Raw genomic sequence first — 25,615 nt, forward strand, 5'->3', positions numbered from 1 at the left:
TCAGCTTCGTGATCAGTTATTATTTTTAGGTTGCAAGGGTATATGATTTAGCGTTTCTCCTGATACTAAGTGGTAATAAGCTTAAGCGATTGCGACGTCCTTATATTGGGTATTTTAGGTCTAGCCTAAATTCATCTCTGGTTTGAGTTGAAGCATATAAAGAGTGAAGTGCAGTTGTGGTGGGGGTAGATTTAGAATTGGATTCGGCTGGCCGTGTGATTTTAAGTTTGCCTACTTTTTGTGATGCGCTTCACATTTCCAGTTGTTAACTGAACTTTCTCCTGAACGATTTCCAGTAATCCCTGGATATATATCTAAACGAAAGCAAGAAACTGACGACATCTCAGGGTGAGCACGTCAGTACAGGTTAGATATTTTAGGGTAAAGCTATGGTCGCCGTTATCAGTGGGGAAGCTCTGGGTCTGTTTAATAGCACACAGGCAGGGGTGGGTTCGGCAAGTTTCGGGCAGGGACGTGAATCCATTTATGTCAACGCCTCCACCGGCAATCTGGTACTGCGCCAGCAGGATGAATTTGTCGCGGCCTCAGGCCTGGATCTGTCATTGCTCCGCACCTACAACAGCCAGGGGCAACTGGATGGCGACAACAACGATGGCTTCCGCTTTAACTTTTCCAACCAGCTGACCAATCTGGTCGGCACCCCTAATCAGCCGGGTAGCCAGATTACCCGTATCGGCAGTGATGGGGCCGAGACCATCTACCGCTACGATGCCAGCCTACAGGCCTATATCTCTTCTGACGGTGCCGGCGCCCACGACCAGATTCTGTTCGACAGCGGCAACAACCAGTGGGTCTGGCGCGAGGGCTCCAGTCGCGTTGAAGAAGTCTACGGCAGTATCAACGGCAACTGGAAAATGGTGGCCCGTGTCGATGCCGAAGGCCGCCAAGTCGTTTTTGGCCACAATAGCAGTGGTCTGGTGGACACGGTTACCGACGCCGCAGGCCAGACACTCGCGATTACCTATAGCGGCACTCGCGTTACCGGAGTGACTGTCAGCAGCGACGGCACCACAGAGCAGCGCCTGCACTACAGCTACGACGCCCAAGGCCGTTTGGAAACCGTTACCGTCGACCTGTCCCCGCAGGACAGCAGTATTGCCGACGGCAATGTGTACACCACCACTTACGAATACGACGGTGATAGCACCCGCGTTGCCACGGTGCTGCAAAGTGATGGCAGCCTGATGCGCTTTTACTATACGGATGTGGACGGGCAGGGGGATTACCGTATCTCCGAAGTGCACAGCGGCCGGGTAGCCTCCAGTGGCATGGCGCTGGAGTTTGATAACAGCGACCGCCGCATCACCACCTACAGCTACGACCTGGGCAGCAATAAGACCACGATCACCCAAATCGACAACCCGGAAGCCGGTGGTGGCAGTTGGACAGGGGTACAAACCGAACTGACGTTTGACAGCGCCGGGCGCATTATCGAGATGAAAGCCCCCGCCGACCAAAACGGCGTGCGCGAACTGACCCAATATCGCTACGACGCCGACGGCAACCTGCTGAGTCTCACCGACTACAGTGGTGACACCACCACGTATGAATACGACAGCCGCGGCAACCAGACTTTGGTGCGCGACGCCCAGGGCAATACGGTCGAGCGCGAATACGACAGTGCCAACCAGCTGAGCAAAGAAACGGTCTACCTGCGCCCGGACCCCGATGGTGCCGGCGCCGAGCAACCCAGCGAAGCCCGGGTTACCCACTATGTCTACGACGACCAGCAGCGCCTGCGCTTTGTGGTCGGCCACGACGGCACGGTACAGGAAACCCGCTACAGCGATGCCGCACAGAATGCCGAACACGGCATACCCGCCCGCACCGTCAGCGGCATTACCTACTTACAACACGGCTACTTCGACCAATTCGACGCCGCCAACTACAGCGAAGCGAGTGCCGAAAACCCCGTCGACTTTGCCTACAGCACCCTCACCAGCTGGGTGCAAAACACCCAGAGTGATATCCAAGCCAACAGCTTGCACAATGCCACTCGCCGAAGCGACACCCGCCTGGACTTCCGCGGCCAGGTCTACAGTGTGACCGCCTACAGCGCCGTGGGCAGTGACGGCGAGGGCATTGCCGACGGCAGTGAATCCACCCAATACACGGTCTACGACGCCAACGGACAACTGCGCAGCACCGTCGACCCCCGCGGCGGCGCGCAAGATGCCAGCAGCTATAAAACCAGCTACGTCTATGACGGCCTCGGCCGGCTGCTCAGCAGCACCGATGCCGAAGGGCATACCAGCACCACCCTGTACAGCGACGCCCAATCGCAGGTGATTAGCACCGACGCCGACGGCCTGCAGATCACCCGCAGCTACGCCACCAACGGCAGCCTGATCAGCGAAATCCGCCACGACACCACCAACGGCAATGCCACCCTCGGTGAAACCCGCTTCTTCTATGACACCCTCGGGCGTATCCGCGCCACCCAGGACGCGATCGGCGCTATCAGCCACAGCCTCTACGACGACAAAGGCCAGATGGTAGCCGTGATCAGCGCCTCCGGCGCCATCACCGAATTCCACTACGACGAAGAAGGCCGTCAGGTACAAAGCACCCACTACGCCAACCGACTCAGCAGCAGCCAATTGCAGAGTTTGTTGCAGAAAGACAACGACGGCCAAGTGATCGGTATCGATCAAAGTATTACCCTGGCAGACCTGCGCCCCACAGCGATTCCCGACAGTGATCGCAGCACTTATCAATACTACGACGCCGCCGGCCAGGTTCGCTTTTTTATCGATGCCGAAGGCTACCTGAGCGAAACCCAATACAACGCCCAGGGACAGGTGCTGCGCACCACCCAGTACGATGTAAAAATACAAAATCCTCAGGGAGAAACCACAGACACCCTAGCGGCAAAGTACGCCGCCAGTAACGCCCACCTCAACGTTACCAGTGACAGTGCCACCCAATGGCTGGACCCACAGCAGAGTTACGCTCAAGCGGATAGCCTCGGCTTTAACCAGCGCAGTATTGTCAATCAAAACGGCAGTATCGATCTCAGCCAATCTGCCACCACGCGCCCGGCAGAAAACCTTTACACGTTAAGTGGCAGTAGCAATGCGCGAGTCGAAAATACACAGATAGACACGGTGAGTGGCAGTGCCATTACTACTGCCTATACCCGCCCGCCGGTACAGCCCTATACCTATGCCAGCACGGCGATTGTGGCGGAGCAGTTTACGGATACGGATAACCGTAAACTGAGTGTTGTTACTCCAATAACAGCAAGTGGTCCAGAGCATCCTTACATAACTTCCACCAGTACTAGTACAAAGATTGAAGCTGGGGCATTTGGCTCCCCGATAACTGCCTCTGACCCTTTCTCTGGAGGGTTTCGAATCAATGTAACGGTGACTCGCAGCGATGGCAGTTTACCTAGTGGGTATGATGAAACCTTTTCTTACAATCATCCTGTGCGCACTTGGGATGGTACCGTATTTCTTACAAATCATTACGGAAATAATCTCCCTGATGGGAGTTACACAGTAGAGGTGGAAGTTGAAGAGATTGTAACAACGTCTATTCCTTCGCCTATGGGTGGTTGGGATTCTTCAATTGAGTATCAGTCTGTTGCTACAAAAGTACTGGATTTCTATATTGGTAAAAAACCTGAATATGAGGAAACAACGATAACTTGGCCGCTATCTACCCACCCAGGTAATGCCTCTGTATTGTTTCAATATCGTGTAGCAGGGGATAGTGATAGACCGTGGATAGATGTTGGACCGACTGAAAATAGCTTGAATCATACTGTTTCATTGCAGCCACTCAACAATGGTGACTATGAGTATTTGATAAAGTATGTCGGCGGCACCGACGATAATCCGGTATTGGTAAAGTCGGCTGCTGGAATATTTACAATTGATAAAGATGGAAAAACCACGGATAGCAGTACGCCCGATGCTATTTTTGAATTTGAATCTGTCCGCTATGTTGAAAAAAGCTCTTCAACAGAAGTCTTGGGGTATTTTTCTGAAGCGTTAGCGAGCACAATTTCCCGTGCCGATGTGCGGGTTTTGGATAAGAAAAATGACGCTTTGATATCTACCGCCTCGACCTACCCGGCCGATTATCTTGAATGGCTCAAGAGTGAGAATCCGAATGATTATTCCTATGACGGCCACTTAAATTTAGATATTGATCGAGTATTAGGCTCAGGCCGTTATGAAGTGGAGGTGACTACTTATAACATTGATGGCGATGAGATCGACTCCTATACTTTCGACTACGAAATCGGCACCCAAACCGAACACCACCCCACCAGTTTCCAATGGCCGGTAAGCTCGCGCCCGGTGAGCAGTGATAAAACTATCTTTGAATATGAAGTGTCTCCCGATACCTGGCAATCCGTACCGGTATTAGAAGATGGCAATAATCTCAAAGTGATCCTCGGGGATGTAGATGACAAAGCTGATTTAGAGGGCACTTATAACTTCCGTATTCGCTATGAACAAAATGGTGTAACCGTAAAGCAAACCACAGGTAGCCCATCGCTGACAGTGAGTAAAGGTGTTACCAAAGCCAGCAGTTTCGATTTCGAGTACACCGTAGTCTCCCTGCAAAGTGGCAGTGGTCACGCTATTACTGGTTATCCGGTCTCTATCGGCAGCGACCCCGCCCTCAATAAAATTGTCGCGCAGGTTAAAGACAGCAATGGCCAGCTGGTCTCCACTGCTGAAACTTATCCGCAATTGTTTGGCAGTTACAACGGCGAAGTCAATTTAGCGATAGGTTCTGAATTGGCAGCGGGGCAGGCCTATAGCGTGACCTTAACCCTGCACTACGACGATGGTAGCAGCAGTGTGAGAGCGGCTTTCCCGGTAGAAGTGGGAGAGCAGTCAGCGCAGGATCAAATATTTCAGTGGTCTGATGATTTGACCACCGCCAACTCCTCCGGGGAAAACTTTAATTTTAATAGCGTTAGCATTATTGATAACCCGAGAGAGGGGACCCAAGACGGTATCGGGTCCTACTCCGTCAGTGCCAATGGCGACACACTGCGTTTTACCGGCAACGCCTGGAAAGGCATCGCTTTTGATTACACGATTACAGAAGACACCATTGTTGAGCTGGAGTTTAGAAGTGACTCAGCAGCTGAAATCCAGGGTTTCGGGTTTGATGTTGATGGGGAGTATCAAGACCAGGGTTTTATACAGCTAGCCGGCACACAAAATGTGTCAACGATGAACTCCACCTATAAAACGTACTCTGTCGGGGATGGCTGGGTGCGTTACCGCATCCCGGTTGGCCAATTGGGGGCGCAGTTTCTGGGTGAGCATTCAACGCTCTATTTTGCCAATGATAAAGATATAAACCGGGAGCTGGGGGATAGCAGCTTTCGTAATTTCCGCATATTTGAAGGTGGAACAGCGGCAGAGGTTACTCATTTTGAATACCGCCGGGTTGGCAGTGAGAGCTGGCAAAGCACTCTGGTCAACCAAAACGGCAGTGACTTCACTGCCAACCTGGGCTATGAACTGTCCGGCGACTACGAATACCGTATCGCCACCTACCGCGATGCCGACGGCAACGGCCTCAGCGATAACGACCGTCTATTGCGCACCCTGTCCGGCACCTTTGCCGCCAACGACAGCGGTACCGAATCCGCCAGCTGGGACCTACCCAGCTATGAGCGCAGCAGCGCCGAAGGCTATGCCCTTGAAGGCTACCTGAGCGCCGCCGAAGCGGCGGACATCGCCTACCTGGAAACCGTGGTAATCGACAACGCCACCGGTTCCCCCATCAGCGCACAGCCGGCACAAACCTGGATCGATCCCGCCACCCTGCGCGACGGCTCCTTTGCCGGGCGCCTCAACCTGCTGGTGGGCGAGGCCCTCGCCGACGGTGATTACAGCGTGCAGGTAACCCGCCACTATATCGACGGCAGCAGCCAAGTGGATGCCACCTTCCAACAGCAGGTGGGGCGCCAGCTGCAGTCGGTGACCAACCCACAGCTGACCCTGGGGCTGGATGAAGCCTACAGCGCCAGCGGGGTGAGCCTGTCGATCCGCCCGCTGGGGAGCAGTCAGTGGGAAGCACTGTCCCTCGACCCCGCCACCGGCGCGGTGGAACTGGACAAAGATGTCCACGCCAACGGCGTGTATGAGTACCAGCTGTCCTACACCCTGGATGTGGACGGCGTCCCGGTGAGCAAGAGCGGGGTGGGGCGCTTTACCCTGGCCGCCGGCGAGAGCTATACCCAGGCACTCAGCGCAACGGCCACCGGGGTGGACCTGGCAGATGCGCGCATTGGGCGCAGCTTCTACGACGATGCCGGTCGGGTCTCCGCCACCCTGGATGCGGAGGGCTATCTCACCGAGTATCGCTACAACCGCGCCGGCCAATTGGTATCCAGTACCCGCTACGCCAACCGTGTAGCGGATTACGAACAGAGCAGCCACTGGCTCAACAGCGGCACCTTGCAGACCCTGCGCCCCGCCGCAGACCCGGCGGCGGATCGCAGCAATTACTGGCTCTACGACGGCCAGGGCCGCGAGGTGGCGGAGATCAATGCCGAAGGCTATGTCACCGAGCACGAATACGATGTAGCCGGCAACCGGGTGAAGAGCACTCAGTACGCCACGGCTCTAGGGGATCTGGACAGCGCTTTAGCGGCAGTGGAGGGGGATCCCGCACGGCTCAGTCTGGCTGGAGTGGATTTTGTGCGGCATCGTTTTAACGACCAGAATAATCTGGATGTCGGGTTGTGGGAGATCTATGGCACCAATGTAGAGGAGGCTAGTGTCAGCAAGGTCTACGATGCGGACTTGCAGCGGGAGGTAATTGCCGTCGACCGCAATGGCAATAGCATTGGGTTCCGGGTTCGCGATAAGAACAGTAGTGGTCAGCATGAAAACTGGGACATTAAAGGTATTACTGGAGTACAAACAGAGCTGAAACTGACCTCTGGTCATTTGTACTACAACCTGAATACCTCAAAGGGGGCCGCTTACGTCTCTTATCGCTCCAGTACTACGGAGCCATTTACCTACGTTAGCTCGGGCACAACTTTCTATGTTTTCCCGTTGGAAGATCAGTACCTGGACGGTAACTGGCGGACTTTTGAAGGGGATATCCTTGCGGATGTGGCCTATTTCGATAGTGAGGTTGTGGTCAATGATATCAACTGGTTTGCGCTGCATGGTGATGGCCGTATCGGTGCCGTAGAAATCCTCACCGACACCCTCGAAGCCGCGGGTACTGATATCCCAGGACAACTGCGCCCGCAGGCCTCCGGCGCCGACCGCATCAGCGAATGGCGCTACGACGGGCGCAACCAGGTGACCCACGCCACCGATGCCTCCGGCAACACCAGCACCTTTACCTACACCGCCGGCGGTCAGCTGGCGAGCAGCCGCAGTGGCATTATGGCCAGCGGCTCGATCCTGGATAACTACCTGGACAACTACCAGGGCGACCCCACTTTCAGTGCCAACGACAGCGAGGCGCGGGATTACCAGCTGGAGTACGGCGTCCAGGGCCGGGTGATCGCCGAGCGGGACCACCAGGGCCGGGTGGTGTTGAGTCACAGCTACGATGACAGCGGTCGCCGCATCAGCAGCACCGATGCCAACGGCTATACCACCCACTTTGCCTACAGTGCCGACGGCCTGCTGAAATACAGCCTGGCACCGGTATTCAACCCCGGTAATAACAGCCTCGAGTGGCAGCTGAGCAGCTTCAGCCACAACGCCTTCGGTGAAGTGACCGGCACCCGCCAGTACGCCAGCCGCCTCAGCAATACGGCGTTTAACAACCTGGGCCTGGCCGGCGATGCCGCCACCCTGGACAACCTGGCGGCGAGCCTCGCCGATGGTGAAGACACCGTCACCCGCACCGTCTACACCCAGCGCGGGTTGGTGGACAACAGCACCGATGGCGAAGGTTTTATCACTACAGCCCAGTACAACGCCTTCGGCGAGCGCACCCGCTTGAGCCAGGCGATAGATGTTGCCAACAGCCGCCAGGCAGTCACCGACTTTAGCTACAGCCGCCGCGGCGAACTGGAAACGAGCAGCGCGCAACTGAGCAGCGGCGCCTATGCCAGCGTAAGCACTGCGACCACCTATAACGCCTTCGGTGAAGCGGTATCCAGTACCGATGCGCGGGGTTACAGCACCCACTACGCCTACGACCGCCTGGGACAGTTGCTGACCCAGACCGATGCCCTGGCGCAGCAGACCCACTTAAGCTACGACGCCTTCGGCCGGGTACTGACCCGCACCGATGCGCTGAACCGCAGCACCCGCTACGAATACGACGACGCCAACCGCAGCCAGACCGTCACCACCCCGGAGGGCGTGCAGACCCGCACCGTCAGCAATGTCCACGGCGAGACCTTCGAAGTCTCCATCAAGGTTGGAGACAGCTGGCTGCGCCAGGCGCGCTACGACTACGACACCCAGGGCAACCTGACCGACACCACCGATGCCCTCGGCAACAGCGCCCGCAGCGAGTACAACGCCGCCGGCCAACTCACCGCCAGTGTCGACGCCAGCGGCGTGCGCACCGAATTAACCTACGACCCCCAGGGCCGGGTACTGACCCGCACCCAGGACGTGGGCGGTCTCAACCTGACCACCACCCAGCGCTACGGCCACCGCTATGAGGAAACCGTGGATGCCAGCGGCAGCGCAACTCGCACCGAGTACGATAAAAATGGCCGCGTGAGCCGGGTAATTGTCGATGCCAGCAGCGATGGCTCCGGCCTTAATTTGCTGACCCAGTACCGCTACGACGGCCAGGGCAATGTGCTGGAAGTGCAGGAGGGCAGCCTCAGTGGCGGTATCGATGGCAGCGCCAGTATCAAGCGCACCACCGCCTACAGCTACGATGAGCTGGGCCGGGTACTGAGCGAGACCCTCGACCCCAATGGCCTCGCCATCACCACCCGCTACGAGTACGACCAGGCCGGCAACCGCACCGCGATGACCAATGCCCTGGGGCACAGCACCTACTTTGTCTACGACGAGCTGGGCCGTGAGCGCTTTGTGCTGAGTCCGATGTATTTTAGCAATGCCAGCATGCGATATATCGTGAGCGAGAAGCAGTACGATGCCGCCGGGCAGCTCACACTCAGCACGGGGCATGGGAGTGCCTATGCCATGCCGGCAATCTTGGACATGGGTTCACTGACAGCATTGGTCAGCGCTACCCAGTGGGATCGCACCACCCGTTATGTGTATAACGACGACGGCCAGCTGACCCACAGCATCGACGCCCTGGGATATGTGACGGAGACGGTGTACAGCAGCAGCGGGCGTGTCAGCGCCGTGATCCGCTATGCCGACAGGATAGATCCGTCCAGCGAAACTGTGGACGACCTGGTGCGCGACACCAGTAACGATCGCGAGACCCGCTACCAGTACGACGCCGCCGGCCGCCAGACCCATACCCTGCGGCTGTTCGAACAGGGTGGGGTGCAATACGCCTATGTCACCGAGAGCCTGTACAACAGCCGCGGTGAAGTGGTCGGCGAGATCGCCTACGCCCGCGCCCTGAATCTCGCCAGCGAGACCACCGCTGACCTGGATGCGCAAGCGGCGGACAATCGCCACAGCACCTTTATTTACGATGCCGCCGGCCGCCGCACCCACACCGTGGACAGCCTCGGCTATGTTACCGAGACCCGCTACGACGATAGCAACGACACCGAGACGGTGATCCGCTATGCCAACGGCATCGCTGTACCCGCCGCCAGCGGCTGGGCGGACCTCAGTGCCGCGGATCTGGCCATCAGTGCCAGCAGCCAGCACGACCAGGTGATCGTCACCCAGTACGACGCCGCCGGGCGCAAAGCCAGCCTTACTGAAAAGGTGTGGGCGGAGGGCGCCCTGCAAAATTACGTTGAGAGTTACCAGTACGACGCCCTCGGCAATCGCACCCAGATCAGCGACCCGCGAGGCTTCAAGACCTACTTTAGCTACGACGCCGCCGGCCGCCTGACCCACAAGCAGGTGCCGCGCAATACGACCCAGGGCTATCTGTCCACCTGGAGTTACGACGCCCTGGGGCAGGTGCTGAGTGAGACCCACTACAGCCAGGCGGTAGCGCAAAATGCCGACCCGAGTGCTATCAATACCAATACCCTGGCCCATGCCCAGGATCGCCGTACCAGCTATATCTATAACCCCAGAGGTAATTTAAATACAGAAACCGATAGTGCAGGAGTGGTGACCGAGCATGCTTACAATGCTTTTGGGGAAATCTGGCGCACGACCGAAGCCAAGGGCCTGGCCGAACAGCGCGTAACCTTCCGCGATTTTGATCAGCTGGGTCACTTGGTGAAAGAAACCAGTGGCCTGCCGGGTTGGGAGCGGAGCCCGACCGAAGAAGAGATGGGTGCCGACGAGCAAGTGGCCACCACTTACTTTGGTTACAACAGCTTCGGCGAACTGGAGACACTGGTCAGCCCCCGGGGCCCCAGCTATACCAGCCAGCAGCTGCACGACCAGCTGGGGCGCAAGGTCGGTGAAATCGATGCCCGCGGCGGCAGCACCCAGACGGTACTGGACGCCTTTGGCAATATCGTCGCCACCACCGACCCCAACGGCAACACCGGGGTCTTCCTGTACGACGCCAACAACCAGCTCACCCACCAGGTGACCCCGGATGGCGCCGTTACCACTTACCGTTATGACGCCTTCGGCCAGGCCACCGACGTGCGCACCTACGCGCAGACACTGGCCGCCAGCACCGATATTGCCGCGCTCGACCGCGCCGCTTTGGAGTCTTTGCTCGGCAACTTGCAAGACCCCATTCGCGACCGCCACAGCGCCAGTGTGTACGACAACCGCGGCCAGCTACTGAGCAATACCCAGTACGGCTACGACCTGGTCAACGGCCACGCCACCGCCAATACCGCCACCTATGAATACGACAAGGCCGGCAACCGCACCGCTGTGATCGACGCCAATGGCGCGCGCACGGATTATCACTACGATGCCCAGGGGCGGGTGATTCAGGAGACCGGCCCGGAGTACGCTGCAACGCTGACCTATCACAACACCGGCACCACCCAGGTGCGCGCTATAACCAAGTACAGCTACAACGCCTTCGATAAAACCTTCGCGGGCGATGGCTACTACTGGGATGTCAGCGCCGGGGAGGAGAAGACCTCGGCCTACGGCATCCAAAACCGCTATATGCGCTACGACCACAACGGCCAGCTGCTGACTCTGCTGGGTCCCGCCTTTATCGGCGCCACAGGCAACGCCCAGAGTAGTGCCGACTTTGACGGCACTATCGACACGGTGCCGATGCGCACGGTAACCGAGCGCCGCTACGACGCCCTCGGCCGCCTGGTGTACGAAGGCCAGCGCGGTCTGCAGAATGCCAGCTTGAACGATGACGGCAGCGCCAACGGCACCCAGCACGGCCAGGTCCAGGCGACCGCCTACAGCTACAACCGCCTGGATCAACAGGTGTACGCCCTGGATGCGGACGGCGGCCTGACCTACAGCACCTACGACGCCGCCGGCAACCGGCGCAGCGAGACCCGCTACGACCAGCGCCTCACGGTCAACGGCGGCCTCAACCTCAGTAGCAGCGAGAGCTGGCGCACCGACGCCCAGGCCCTGCAGGGCAGCGAATTTACTACCGGGCGCACAACCCATTACCAGTACAACGCCAACAACCTGGTGACCAAAACCGAATCCGATGCCGGAGTCTTCTTCGATCTCAACAACCTGGTGGACCCGGACTCCACCAGCGGCGACCAACAGGAACTGCAAAACGGCTTTAGCCTCGGCAGCACCCAGAGCAGCCAAGCGCTCTACGACGCCAATGGCAACGCCATTATCCAGATCGACGGCAAGGACCAGGCCAGCTTCGCCCTCTACGACAGCGCCGGCAACCGGGTACTGGAAGTGGACCGCCTCGGCTATGTCACTGAGTATCTTTACGACGGCCTCGGCCAGATCACCGCGCAGACCCGCTACGCCGACGCCCTCGACTTCGCCAAGCTCGGCGCCCCCGCCGACAACGAAGCCCGCCACGCCTGGCTCGACAACCTCTACGGTGGCAACCGCGCTGCCCTGGTGGCGAATATCGCCAGCGGTGACGAGCGCACCACCGAGTATGTGTACAGCGGCCGCGGCCTGCTGCTGGAAGAGCGCATCAAAGGTGAATCCTTCTCGCGCATCAGCAACTCCGGCACCGCCCTCAATATCACCCAGGTGAGCAGCGATCTGGTCACCCGCTACGACTACGACGGCAACGGCCAGGCCACGACCACCGTGCGCTACGACGGTGATGAAAACGCCGCAGACAGCCGCGTGGAAAGTGTCGACTACAACGTGTACGGCCAGCAGGTACAAACCCGCGGCGCCGAGTACACCGACTACCGCGGCCAGAGTGTGCGCGGCACCATCAGCTACCGCTACGACCTGTTCGGCAACCGCACCGCCGAGATAGTGCACAACGACAGCGGTGGCCAGGTTACCAGCCATCACTACAACATGATCGGCAAGCGGGTGGAGACCCGCGACGCGCGGGAAAACCGTGGTGACGCCAACTACGAAGGCAAGACCCGCTTCTACTTCGACGCCTTCGGCAACGCCGTCTACCAGAGCCAGACGCAGACGAATATCGACAACGCCCGGAGCCAGGTGATCACCTGGCTGCAATACGACGCTGCCGGGCGCGAAATTGCCCGCAGCAACAACGTCGATAAGACCGAGCTGGGTGGCCGGGTACAGCACGATATTGCCTACAACACCCACGGCCAGATTGTTGGCAAGGGCATTAATACCGACGTGCGCGACTCGGTGATCGGCGGCAAATACCAGGAGTACTACGTCTACGACGAACTCGGGCGGTTATTTAAAACCAACGCCGACAACGGCTCCCCGCGTATTTACCTGTACGACCAGAACGGCAATGCCTCGTTAGAAATTACCGCGATCAACAACGACAGCCTGGACGGTATCCAAACCGCGCGGCAGGCGATGAACGAACTCACCCAGAGTGAGACCCAGTGGAAGTACAGCCTGTACGACCAGGAAGACCAGCTGATTACGGTGGTGGAAGCCCCGCTGGATACGCCCAGCGATAACCCTGACCTGGATGTAGGTTGGGATGTAAATAACGACGACTCCGAGGTGATCAATGCGATAGGCAGTGAAGCGGGTACGGATCCAAGGATCACAGGTATTGGTGATGCGAAGATAGCTGCCAGCGTTAAGGACACCAGCTTCCCCTTAGAGTGGTTTGACCTCAGTAGCGGTATGCCGAACGCTACCTATACCTTTGCGGAGAACAGATACGGCATGCCCGCTGAGCGTGAGCGGACAACCGTACATAGCACCAATGTAAGGTATGTAGATGGCGAAGGTAAAGGTTACGCCAGTAACCCCGGTGGCGCCACTGATGTGGACAGCAGTCGTTCCTGGGTTGAAAATACCGATGAACTGTTGCACCTAGAGTCTGATGACCCGCGCCTTTATCTAGACGGTCTAAGGCTCACCGACCAGCAGCAATCTGATCTTGTCGAGTTGATGCCGGGTATCGCCCTTGGTAAGTCGTTGCTCAGCACCGACTCATCTAGCACCGACTCATCTAGCACCGACTCGTCCGGCATTGGCTCGCCTGGTATCGATCCACCCGTCCCACCCACCCCAGATCCCGATGAATTGCTACCTAAGCCACAAGGCTATATCGAGCGGGACACCTGGCACTACTACACCAGCCGCCAAGTCACCCTCGACAGCGGCCGGGAAATCACCGTGTTTACCAACCGTATCGAAGTAGTAGAGCAGGTGCATATTTTTGTACCCCGGACCGTAGGTGATACCGAGTATGGCTGGCGCGAAGTGGTGATCACCACCAATACCTACAACTACGACATTACCAGCGACTTCCTGCAGGCGGATGACAGCGCTGCAGATAGCGCTTTGGAAGATGCACAGAACAACCCGCTGCAGGTGATGCCGAGCCTGGACTGGTCGGTAGATGGCGACACCCTGAGTCTCGACAGCAGCGATGTGGCCAGTGTGTTCGGCAACAACACCAAGGTCAAAGTGCTGGCGAAGAACAGCAGTGGCCAAGTGGTGATGGACAACGTCCAGTACAACTGGAGCGATGGTATGGACATCGCGCTCAACAGCAATGCGGCAGCAGTATCGCTGACATTCCTGAGCGCAGATGGACTGGTGTTGCACGCAGTGGATCTGTACAGCGATAGTGCCGACAGCCTAAATGGCAGTGTGGGCCTGCCAGGGGAAGGGGTTGGCCTTGAGCACTTGCCGGAGGTAAATAAGTTTTGGCTGTCCGCGGGTTACCGCTCCTCGAAGCAGGGTAGTTCGAGCAGTGTGAGCCTAGCTTACAATGACTCGAAGAAAGTCCATGAGACTACATATGCCACCGAAGGGGCTGAGTCTGCGAGCTATCCGGGGAAAGTGGAGGCCTATGGGGATGTCACGGTTACTTATGACAGCATCACAAGAATACAATTTGGCGGGGGGAACGGTGAACCTGTAGAGTACAAGTGGGATATTCAGTTTACGGTATCTGGCCTACGTGACGCTACAGGAGCTGAAATAACCATTGAGTATGGGAATGGGTACCGCCGTACTGTGGCCGTTACTAGAAATGGAACATTCACAACTAGCCTTTACCCTTCAGATAATATTTCGACAATTGATATATCTATGACCACGAATGGTCAGGAATGGGGGGCGTATAGCGCCAAGTCTGGCAGTGGTGGCATCACCAAAACCTCCCCGGAGCGGATCAAAGTTTACGATCTGCCTCCCGGCACAGAGTCGATTAAATTTGTTGCCGATGGCAAACCCAAATATGTCGATGTGCCCACCGGGCAGAGCTGGGTATACGTCGATACCTCATCGATGAATAACAGCGCCACCAGTCTGGAGTTTGAACTGTGGGCTTACAGCGGCAATAACCAAAGTGGTACGCTGCTGAATCACGCCAAGGGCAAATTTAATAATGCCAGTGGCGGTACGGTGACAAACATCACCAGTGCGGTAAAGAAAACCGTCACTACCAATACCTATACCCACAGCGCTTCCTCCGAGGGCGACAGCTACACCTCCGTCTTTTACTCACAGGTGGGAATGTACAACCGCGAGGCCATCCGCAATATCGCCTTGCAACTGACCGGTGCCGCCAACGATGAGACACTGATCGCCCACCATGCCACCTACAACGCCTTCGGCGAAACTGTGGCCTCTATCGACAACAACGGCAACGCCACCCTGTACGAGTACGACCAGCGCGGCAATGTGGCCAAAGAGCTGAAGCCGGAAGCGGACGTCTACACCGAGCAGATGACGAAGTTCCGCGCCCACACCGCCACCGAATACGGCGTCAATGCCTTCGGTGAAGTGGTGATGGAAAAGGTGGGGGCCGAAGCTGCCGCCGGCGCCAGCAGTGCCACCCGCACTGCAATTACCAACTACAACACCCAGCACCAACAGGTGCGTCTGCAGGACTATGAAGCGGGCTTATTGATTGCCAGCCAGGACGGAATAGGGGATTACGATACCCAAGCTTACGACCAGGCCGGCAACCTCAAGGGCAGCAGCCAGCGGGTGTATTACGCCAATGAGCGCGGCAGCGGCACCGGTTCACTTTACTACCAGGTGGCCTACCACTACGACGCCAACAACCAACTGGTGCGAATGAATCGCTTCCAGGATAACTCCCTGGCGATCGACTATGGCTATAGCGCCTCCAATCGTTACGACGAGTGGGACTACGACGAGTTTGGCAACCGCATCCGCCACCGCAATGCCCTCTACGACGATACCAATTATGTGTTGAATGCCAGCTTTAACAGCAGCGGTAACGCCACGGCCAGTGGCAAGGTAGACCAGGAGACCTACCGCTACGACGGCATGGGCCGGGTACTGCAGTACAAGAGCTATAACGGCAAGATCACCGATTACGCCTACGCCTGGAGCGACTCGGTGAGTCGCAATGTACTGGCCGCTACCGGCCAGCAGGCACAGGGCGCCGCCGATGAAGTACAGCTGGGTGGCTATATCACTTCTATCGCCAAGTCCGGTATGGGCGGCGCCGTGGACACCGACTGGAACCAGTCCTCCCACGAGGATGTACTCAGCGACGCGGTCGACTACTTCGGCAAAGCCGTCTGGCACGACGACCTCGGCGGCCACCGTATCGAATACGCCTACAACTACGCCGGCTGGCTATCGCGCCAGACCGGCAATACCGCCCTGAGTGGCGACGGCACCTGGGAGGCGCGCAACAACCAGGATATTCGCTACACCTACTACCACAACGGCAACCTGTTCCGCACCTACGACTACGGCAATAACGGCCTCGCCGATGGCGACCAGACTGCCGCCAACGACGGTGTCGCCCCCGCCGTTACCGAATACCGCTACGACAAAGCGGGCAATCGCACCGGCGAGCTCTACTACCGCTCCAACGACCTGTACAACAACCTCGGCCGCGTGGTGTACCAGCACAGCAACGCCACCTACGACGAACAGGGCCGCATCACCAATATCGAAGGCTACGACGAATACGGTAACGCCTACCAGATCGACTACACCTTCGATGTGTTTGGCAACCGCCGCAGCGTCAGCAGTGTTTACGACGGCCGCTATGTCGACAATCTCGACGGGACCATCGACGGCAAGACCCAATCGTTCTACTACACCTACGACAAGAACAACCGCTTCACCCTCACCCTCGGCGAGTTTGAAAACGGCCAGATTGTCCTGGGTAAAACCGGCACCGCGATTGCCTACAACGGTCTCGACCAGCGCTATCTCGCCAGCCGCGCCAGCGACGGCAGTATCCGCGAGAAATACGCCTACGACAGCAACGGCCGCCTCACCACCGTGCATATCGACCAGGGCAGCGGCTTTGTGCTGCGCGCCAGCCGCATCAATAACGATGCGGGGCAGGTCACCGCCTACTACGAGTACGACTCTGCCGGCAAACTGTCCAGCGCCACCGACAACTACTACAACGCCGATGGTATCCAGCTCGGTTATCAGACCACCCGGTACGATGAAAACGGCATGGCCACCAATGAGGTGACCCGCAGCCGCAACACCTTCCTCGGTGATGGCCAGACGGTGGATACCACCGTCACCAGCGCCTATCCCGAAGACGACGGCGCCGCCCCCACGGTCACTACCCTGCACAACTCCTACGAAAAGTGGGATAGCTACAAGACCAAGTCCGTGTGGATTAAAGCCGAGAATAAAGACCTGCACCCCAAGCAGCGCGACAGCTGGGAGAACGGCGAAGCCTTCTACACCTATGACAGCAATGGCCATATTCGCCGGGTCTACGACGTCGAAGGTCAGCGCGCCATCGCCTATGTGACCGATAAGGAAGGCCGCACCCTGGTGCGCGAAGAGATCAACGACGACGGCCAGAGCAGCTACGGCCGCGAGATGCGCCACTTCTACTACTTCAACGGTCACGCCGTCGGTGATGTGGGCAACGACCAGGTGCCGAGCCGCTACGACTACGTTAAAGCACTAGCCGAGGCCGAAGGAGCGGGCAACCGCCACCTTAATAGCAACGGCGATCACGTACAGGCGGTGCAATCGGCAGATTTCGACCAGAACTACCAGCCGATCAACCCCAACTATCCCACGGCCAGCTACTCCAGCTACGAAGCCCAGGGTGGAGAAACGCTGCAGAGCATCGCCGCCACGGTGTGGGGCGACTCCAGCCTGTGGTATCTCCTGGCCGATGCCAACGGCATGAAGGGCGACGAGGTACTGACCAAAGGCCAGCGCCTCGAACTGCCGAATGTGGTCACCAATATCCACAACAACAGCGACACCTTCCGCCCGGTAGACGGTGCCCTGCAGATGGGGGATACCGCCCCAACCCTGCCGGATGTGCCGCCGCCACCGCCGGTGGATGATGGTGGCTGTGGTGCGCTGGGTATGATCCTTGTGATTGTGGTTGCGGTGGTGGCCACGGTATTTACGGCGGGGGCTTTAACGGCTGGGTTAAGTGCAGGGTTTGGGAGCATCATGAGTTCTGGAGCAGCGCTATTAACTGGTGGGATGGGCGTTGGCTTAGGAACAGTAGCAACAGCCTTTGCAGCCGGAGCCGTTGGTTCAGTTGCCAGTCAAGCAACCGCAATTGGCCTCGGGATGCAAGAGGACTTTAGCTGGAGCGATGCGGCCGTTGGGGGTTTGACGACGGTTGCCACTATGGGCGTAGGCAGCTACCTCCAAGGGTTTGATAGTCTAATGGTCAGCGGCACCACCAGGCTGAACTGGGCCGGTTCCGCCATCCTGGGCGCGAGTAGTACGGTTACCAGTTACGGCATCAACAAAGCGTTTAACAAGGACGTGAGCTTTAGCTGGCGCAATGTGGCCACCTCCGCAGTAGCCTCTGGAGTCAGTTCTGGTCTCGCCGATGGCTTTGCAAACCCCTCTGACGGAGGTGGTGCACTGGCCGGAGTCATGCAGGGGGCAGAGACTTTTGGTGGGGACATTGGCCGGGAGCTGACCAGTGCCCTGATCAACGAGTCAGTGCAGAGTGCTATCTGGGGCGACAGTTTTGACTGGGGTGGGGTGGCAATTGCCACTGCTGCAGGAGTCGCTCAAAGTTCGATCAAGCGCTTAGGCGGTGATGGTGAGCCGGTTGCCGGCGGCGGTCTGGATGCGGCTTCTGTTACTGGTGGCGAAAAAGCCAGTGCTAGAGAGCGCGAGTTACAGGAGCGCGTTGATGCACACGTAACAACAATTACGGGTTATCAAGGGCGCGAAGGTGATCTTGAAACTGTACAGGTTATTGCTAGCCGAAGTGATATTTGGGGCAGTGAGAGGGACTACTGGTCTAACAGTTCGGTGATCCAGCGGAATACGCAGGTGATGATGCACTCGGCCGGTTTTAATAGTCGGCTAGATGCGAAGATCGCAAATTATGAAGCACGCACCCTGCAGGCCAGGGCCGGTGTGCAGGCAGTTTGGGATGACTTCCATGCGGGTGTTGCAGCGTCTGCTGCGAATTCGCATTTTGCGAGTGTGGGAGGGACTGATTTTTCTGGGAGTACTAAAGCGCTAGGAGATTACAGCGTTCAACGAGAACTAGAAGTAGCTCAGCTAAAAGGTGAGCTTGGGCTTGCAGCGGATGCTGAGCACGGAACGTTATTAGATACGGCTGAATGGTCTGTAAAAGGAATCATTAATGAGTCTTGGCAAGGCATACAGTTCTTAGGTAAGGCGGGTGCCAATATCTTTACTCATGGGTTGCTTAGTGATCACCTGAGTCCATGGAGTTCTGACTATCACTCACTGATAGGGGAGGATTCTTTCTTTGGTGTGCCTACAACCCTTTCGGGGGCCATAGGCCTTGAAGGAGGTGAAGTTGCTAGTTATGTGCTTGATCCTGCGGGAGTGGCTACTTTTGGGGCGTCTAAGCTTTCCAAGCTTCGAACATTAAATAAGCTCAATGAAACAGAAGGTCTCAGCGATCAACTACGTCGTTTTGATGAGCGAGCTTATATGGGGGATAATTATGAGTATCTTCCGGTTGAGGCGAAGTTTGATCTTGAGGTTGGGGGGTTGGTTTCTGGGGGAGGGAGGGTTCCAAACAATGTGGAAGTAGCTACAGGGGCAAGGAAAATAGTTACTGCTGACGATTTCTTTAAAGCGGAAGCAGAGGCTGTCAATTTCTACGATGCTGTTCGCGCATCGAATTCTAATTCTGATGTTGTTTCCATCGCTAAAAACTCCGGCATGCCGGAATTTCAGGTCGAAAGAATTAAGCAGCATGTCTTTTTTGACGATACACATATCCTAGGCGACGGCAGTGTTGGCCGTTTCCATCCAGATATTGAAATTGCAGATTCTTGGAAACGCTTGCAGGGTGGTACGCATACAGATAACGATCTGATTTTGTTGCAGCACGAGTATTTTGAATCAAGATTTGAAAAAATCTTCAAAGTTGATTATGACACTGCTCACAACAAAACAGAGAGTACAGGTAGAGTCTGGAGACCATAATGGCTTTTTCTATACATGTCGTTAAATTTGCTGACGAAGGTGAATTTGTCGTTTATGAATATGGAAGTACGGGTAAGCAATTTGGAAAAATAAAGATTCGTAAAGACAATGGGGATGTTTTAATTATTGAACCCGCAGAAGGTGATGAGAGGGAGGCTCAGGCGCAGCGAGCAGGCTTTGCTCTCATGAAGCATTGGAGGCAGGGTGAATTCCCCGATAAAACCTATTGGGCATCTTGAAAAAATCCCAGCCAATTGGCTGGGATTTTTACGTTAAGGGCAACTATCTAGAGCAACTATCTAGGACACCCAGTGCGCCGAGCTAAATCGGCAAAAGATTGGAGGTGAAAGCCCTCTACCCGGTAAGGTTTAGCAAGCCGCTGGGGCCCCGAGTCATGGGCGTTGTCCGGTAACGGCCAGGGTTAAGCGTTGACAGGGGAAGGTGCAGGCTCAGTATTGAGCTCCGAAAACAAGATTTGAGATCGCCGACCTTGTTGGGTGATGGGGAAGGCAACAGAGGTAGATACGTTTCTTGCGAGTATCTACATCGGTCTCCGGAGTCAATTGACCTGATGCATGTACTGATGTCTTTTGCGCGGAACTCGGGAGATCCTGTAGGTGATTCGTGCGTGTCCCGCACGGGTCGGGTCCGGCGAAGCCAGTTAGGAACAATTCTAGACACCCATAGATTAGAGAAAGGCGCCAGCGGCGTTGCTGGCGCTAGTCCCGATGGCTATTTCTTTCTGCTTTATAGTTAAGGTGAGGTGAAATTCAGAATATCTATGCTTGGGCTTAGAAAAACTGCGCCTCTGAATAAAAATGGAAAATAGTATCGAGAGAGTGGAAGGGAGTTAGCAAGGTGATGCAGAAAAGTAGCGTCGACAGTCGCTTATGCCATGTACCCAACGTTTATCGAGTTGCCTGCAAGCGTGTCGTATGGCCTCAGCAGACCCTACCAAACTTTTAAAGCGACTTTCAAAATTTTGGTTGAGATACAGCCAGTGTTTAGGTGAAATACCCAGCCGTTTAAGTATGGGAGGAGTATTTTCGGCAATGGCTCCGCGCTTTCTAAGATCTAGGTGCCTCCCGCTCCAGTCGACAAGCTCTAGATAGTGATCTAACTGAAAGGGTAAACCCTTTGGCATATTTAGTCGCTCACCGCCCACAAGTGGCAGTAGCTCTTTGGGCTGCTCGCCTGAGATTGCTGCGCGAATACGCTGTTGAATGGAGGTGTGATCAGAATCTTCAGGGGTTTTTGCCATATTGGCGCGGATGGGGTTGAGATCGACATAGGCCATACAAGCGGCAAGGGCTCTTTCATCCAGTAAAGCCTGGGATTTAAAGCGCCCCTCCCAGAAGCGGCCTGTGCAATTGTCTTCTGCATTAGCCTTACGAGCAATAGATTCGTTTAAGCAGCGCATAAACCAGCTGATATCCATCAATCTTTCTCGCCACAGAGCAATAAGCTCTTTGAGCTTTCCCATCTCACCGTGATCAAGGGTATGACCTTGAATGTAGCGTTGAGCCAGCTTGGAAGTATTAAAAAGTTCTTGCCAGCGATGAATGACTTCAACATCGGACCAAGTTTTCGCTGTGTGTGCGTCAATATAGAGCACTACATGGTAGTGATTACTCATTACGGCATAGGCTGCGATATCAAGGGCAAAGATGTCGGCCAGTTTTTGCATTCTGGCCTCAATCCAGTGGCGCCGGCACTCATAGTTCTGTCCTGATAGGGTATCTTTTCCGCAAAGGAATGCCCTGCGTACACAGCGAGAGACACAGTGGTAGTAAGGTGTTCTATCAAGAGAAATCTGCGAGTATCGAGGTAGGGTCATAGAATCAAAGTTTAACTGTTTTTATATACAATATGTTGGTGAGGTTTCCATGCTGTGTCAATGGAGTAGGCGTTTAAACCTTTTTCTTTGATGGGTGTCGAGACCACAAGAAGCTGGAGTAAAAGTTATTCTGCCTGGGTAATGATAGTAAGAGCAAATAGAATGGGCTGGTATTAGTGAATCTTAAAAAGCTCTTATTACGCGGTTATTGGTTGATCATATTTTAAATGGTTATGTTGATTGATTTAACGAGTGTCATAGCTTATGTGTGTTCATTTTTGTTTGATTTAGAGAATCAAAAGGCAGTGGCTCAATTCAGATGGGGTGCATGGTCGGAGTTATAGTTGTTGCTTATCATTTATATGTTTTTATTGAGCGGAGAATGTTGAGCGGCGTTGATAGTAAGTAACAGTGCATGGGGGTCCACAAAGACACCATCAAAAAAGATAGGTGGAAAGGGATCCCATTAACTACGGCGCCGATATCTATGAGGTTTGTGCAAATCTTGTAGTTATGTAGAATCGATTATTATAAATGTTGCGTGGGTGTAGCGCGTCCTCGTTCTATACTATTGGCAGTAATCTCCCGACTGGGAAGAGCCTGCAATGAATAAAGTAAAACCTTTTCGGAAGCTTGGGGCTCAGGAAGCACTCTTTGTAGAGTTGACCGAAAAGTCTAACGGTGCAGTTCAACTAGCCGTCTTCTTCAGGACCTGTAGGTCTCTGGGTGTTGAGGAATTACTAAAGGGAATGGAATATCTCCATAATCTGCACCCAATGCTCCGTTCTCGTGTAGAAAAAAATCATCATGCTTATTGGTTCTGTGATGTAGCTTTTAAAGCTATTCCTTTTGAAATAAAGCATGATGCATTGCCTTTAAATTATCAGGAAGAGTTTAAGCGATTAGGAAGTAAAGTTCTTGAGCTGGATAAATATGCTTATCGTTTCACGGTTTATGTGAATGAGCATGAAGAAGTAAAGTGGATTGCTTTTATGGTAAGCCATGCTGCCATGGATGGACGCTCCTTATTACTCCTAGTTAGAGATTTGGATCGGTACTTGAGAGGCGGGGCTGAAGATGAATCCTCTGCTTCGATCATGAAAAAATCGGTGGTGGATTATGTTAGTTCCATAAAACACCTTAATAAAAGACAGTTGGCAGTTGGTGACGGAAATGATATTTCTCCAAAGTGGCCTGTAGAGCAGGCAGTAAATGCTTCCCTTCGAAAGGGATGTTCTATGTACCGGGTCCTACCCAAAAAATTATTTTCTCTTTTGTATTTACTTTCAAAACATGAGAATGTGCAGGTCACCTCTATCTATAATGCTATTGCGATTATAGCCGCCCAGTCATTACCAGGTTTTCGCTCAAAAGCAGAGTTAATGTTGCCTATAAATGCACAATGTTTGTGTAAACACCAGATAGAACGGGATGTTATTGGGGAATGTACAATTGCGCTAACTATATCCTTATCATCAAATGAAACTAGTCTTGACTTATTGAGCCTCGCACGTTTAATTCAAAGAAAATTCTATTTACAGGTGAGGCGAGGGAATTTTTTTAAACCTCCAATTGTGCCCGATTACAGCCTTGTTGATATTGAACATTTGGCTAAAGATTCTAGTACTGCTAAAGGTTACTTTCCCTCTGGGATTTGCGTATCCAATGTAGGGGATATAGGTGAGTATACGGGCCCTTTGGAGTTCTTTGACTTTGGTGTAGTTATGACGGTACAAACACATGGAGAACACCCGATCATGCTAGTGACTTGTACAATAGATGGAGAAGGGGTGTTCGTTTTTGGATATTGCGAACCGCTAGTTAGCAAAGAAAGTGCTCTAAAGTATGTGGAAAAATATATGAAGATATTGAGAGAGTTTTCCGAGAGTAATGATCTTTATATAAGTTAGCGACCGGCTGGGCAAATGCGAGTTTACTAAATAGGGGGAGGCACAACATTAATATAGAGGTCAAATTGATTCAGGACTCCTTAGATTAGAGAGGAGTCCGGGAGCCCTGAATCTATTGATAAGTTAGGGTCCAAACTAGGTGAGAAGTAGGCCTTAGCTGAAATTACTAAATATTTTTATTTTATTTTCATCCTGGATTCTTAAAGGGCCAGGTTTTTCCATCCTGATCCAGAACAAACATAGAGTAGTGAGTCAGACTGATGCATAACCATTCGGCCTACATCAGATGAGCTACTACAATCTGATTCAGGAGGTGTTCCTGCAGAAGTGTCCAGCTGCATGTACCCTGGTGACTCATCATTTTCTACTGGGTTATTGATTGATAAATTTCCTGTATGCGTAATTTTAACTACTTCATTGAATTCACCAACGATAGTTTCTTCATGATCGACAAACTCTGTGGATGTACTCCATGTTCCCATTTGAAGATATTCGCCTTCTTTCCACGCAATATCACCTTCAGTTGAGCTGGCGCCTTCGATATATAGGCCTGGCTCATTAACAGGGTTAATGATATTGAAGCGTCCTTTGAAATGATTTTCGTAATCGTCAAGGAGATTTTCAGAGCCCACACCCACTCGGCCCTGTTGGTTTATAGATAATCTTGATTTACCGCCAGTAAAAAAGCTAAGCCAGCCGGCATGTTGACTGTCGGCATCACCATAAAAGTGAGCTCCTGCCCCGTTGCTACCTTCACCTACGCTATCGGAGTGTGCCTTCAGTGCAAGCTCTTCCCTATATTCATAGGGTATACACTCTTCGCTCTCGTCACATGACTCTTCCTTTGGATAAGTAAGATCGAAGCCTGAATAATGATAGATAGTTGATTGACTAACGTCCCCCATTATTCTTAATCTTGTCTTTGTGGTGCCAGGCGCATAACCATTATTCTCGGACTCAGCCACATCTACGGAATCAACCTGTAGCCAGTTAATATAGCTATTAGTAGAATCTTTCCAATTGCCGAGTTGAAATGTGTCATCATTCAAGACGGCGATATCACCTTCGGAAGAACTTGCACCAGTTATTAGGATTGCAGGATTGGTTGATCCTGAATCTTGAATATGCAAAGTGGCCATCGGATCTGTAACACCAATCCCGACATCCCCATCAAAAGTTTCTGCAGCGGCAACATTAGAAGCTAAAAGGCTAACTAAAAAAATAGCATGAACTTTAAGCATTAAACTTCCCTTATCTTTGTGAAAATCAAATTTATGCATTCCGAACATAAATTTCTGTAATTATAACATTATTATGATCCAAGAAAATTAGTCAGAATCTGTATAACTAAAAAATAAATACTGACAGTTTTATTGATGCTCTTCCTAGCTGTAACTCTTTGTAGCCTAAAGGCTAGGATACAGTGAAATATTTTTAGATGCTTGGCAGTTGGTACGGTCGGGCGGGAAGGGAGCGACCGCAGTTCTCCTTGCTGTTCATTTAGTATCTATTAACTAATACTCGTGTTGTTCTGCTTCTGCTTCTGCTTCTGCTTCTGCTTCTGTGATCGCAGTTTACACTGAGTTTGTGATGCGACTTTAAAAGGGCTAGTGATTGGGTGAAATACCCAGCTGCTTGAGGATTGGAGGTGTATTCTGGCCAATGTGCTCCACGCTCTGAGACATAAAAAATTAACCGCTCCAGCTCACTAGCACTAAATAGTGGTCTTGTGGAAAAGATGGCCTGCTTTGCAGAATCTGACCCTCACTACTTACAAGTAGCAACTAACCCAGCTTTCGTCTTAAGATCATCATATTGGTAGGCTGGAAAAATCACATATCCAGGCATGCGATTGT

At 54.1% G+C, this 25,615-nt stretch carries 5 protein-coding genes; 3 read left to right on the forward strand and 2 right to left on the reverse strand.

The features are described from left to right. Nucleotides 1-389 precede the first annotated feature (389 nt). Together ACJJIR_RS09660 and ACJJIR_RS09665 are read left to right on the forward strand one after the other, a co-directional pair. A complete protein-coding gene (locus ACJJIR_RS09660) occupies nt 390-20,012 on the forward strand; it encodes a hypothetical protein (RefSeq protein ID WP_444908173.1) in 19,623 nt (6,540 codons plus the stop codon). Further along, entirely contained in the window at nt 20,012-20,251 is a 240-nt protein-coding gene (locus tag ACJJIR_RS09665) for a hypothetical protein (protein ID WP_444908174.1), read from the forward strand. Before ACJJIR_RS09660 ends, ACJJIR_RS09665 begins: the two co-directional genes overlap by 1 nt. A gap of 611 nt (nt 20,252-20,862) precedes the next feature. On the opposite strand, the gene ACJJIR_RS09670 is transcribed toward ACJJIR_RS09665, so the two are convergent. After that, nucleotides 20,863-21,699, reverse strand: a complete 837-nt coding sequence (locus ACJJIR_RS09670; protein ID WP_444908175.1) for a transposase — start codon at nt 21,697-21,699, stop codon at nt 20,863-20,865. Nucleotides 21,700-22,454: 755 nt separating this feature from the next. Here ACJJIR_RS09670 and ACJJIR_RS09675 point away from each other — a divergent pair. Next, nucleotides 22,455-23,759 carry a hypothetical protein gene (locus ACJJIR_RS09675; protein ID WP_444908176.1) on the forward strand — a complete coding sequence of 435 codons (1,305 nt, stop codon included), beginning with the start codon at nt 22,455-22,457 and terminating at the stop codon, nt 23,757-23,759. Between the two features lie 200 nt (nt 23,760-23,959). On the opposite strand, the gene ACJJIR_RS09680 is transcribed toward ACJJIR_RS09675, so the two are convergent. Further along, complete coding sequence (locus ACJJIR_RS09680) at nt 23,960-25,039, reverse strand: hypothetical protein (RefSeq protein ID WP_444908177.1); 1,080 nt, start codon at nt 25,037-25,039, stop codon at nt 23,960-23,962. Nucleotides 25,040-25,615: the final 576 nt, after the last annotated feature.

The organism is Microbulbifer maximicatervae (SeqCode), from assembly GCF_052467385.1.

What these genes read in the sequence shown, in the direction of transcription:
- ACJJIR_RS09665 (WP_444908174.1), top strand. Translation starts at nt 20,012, where the DNA reads ATGGCTTTTTCTATACATGTCGTTAAATTTGCTGACGAAGGTGAATTT.
- ACJJIR_RS09670 (WP_444908175.1), bottom strand. Translation starts at nt 21,699, where the DNA reads ATGCAAAAACTGGCCGACATCTTTGCCCTTGATATCGCAGCCTATGCC.
- ACJJIR_RS09675 (WP_444908176.1), top strand. Translation starts at nt 22,455, where the DNA reads ATGAATAAAGTAAAACCTTTTCGGAAGCTTGGGGCTCAGGAAGCACTC.
- ACJJIR_RS09680 (WP_444908177.1), bottom strand. Translation starts at nt 25,039, where the DNA reads ATGCATAAATTTGATTTTCACAAAGATAAGGGAAGTTTAATGCTTAAA.
- ACJJIR_RS09660 (WP_444908173.1), top strand. Translation starts at nt 390, where the DNA reads ATGGTCGCCGTTATCAGTGGGGAAGCTCTGGGTCTGTTTAATAGCACA.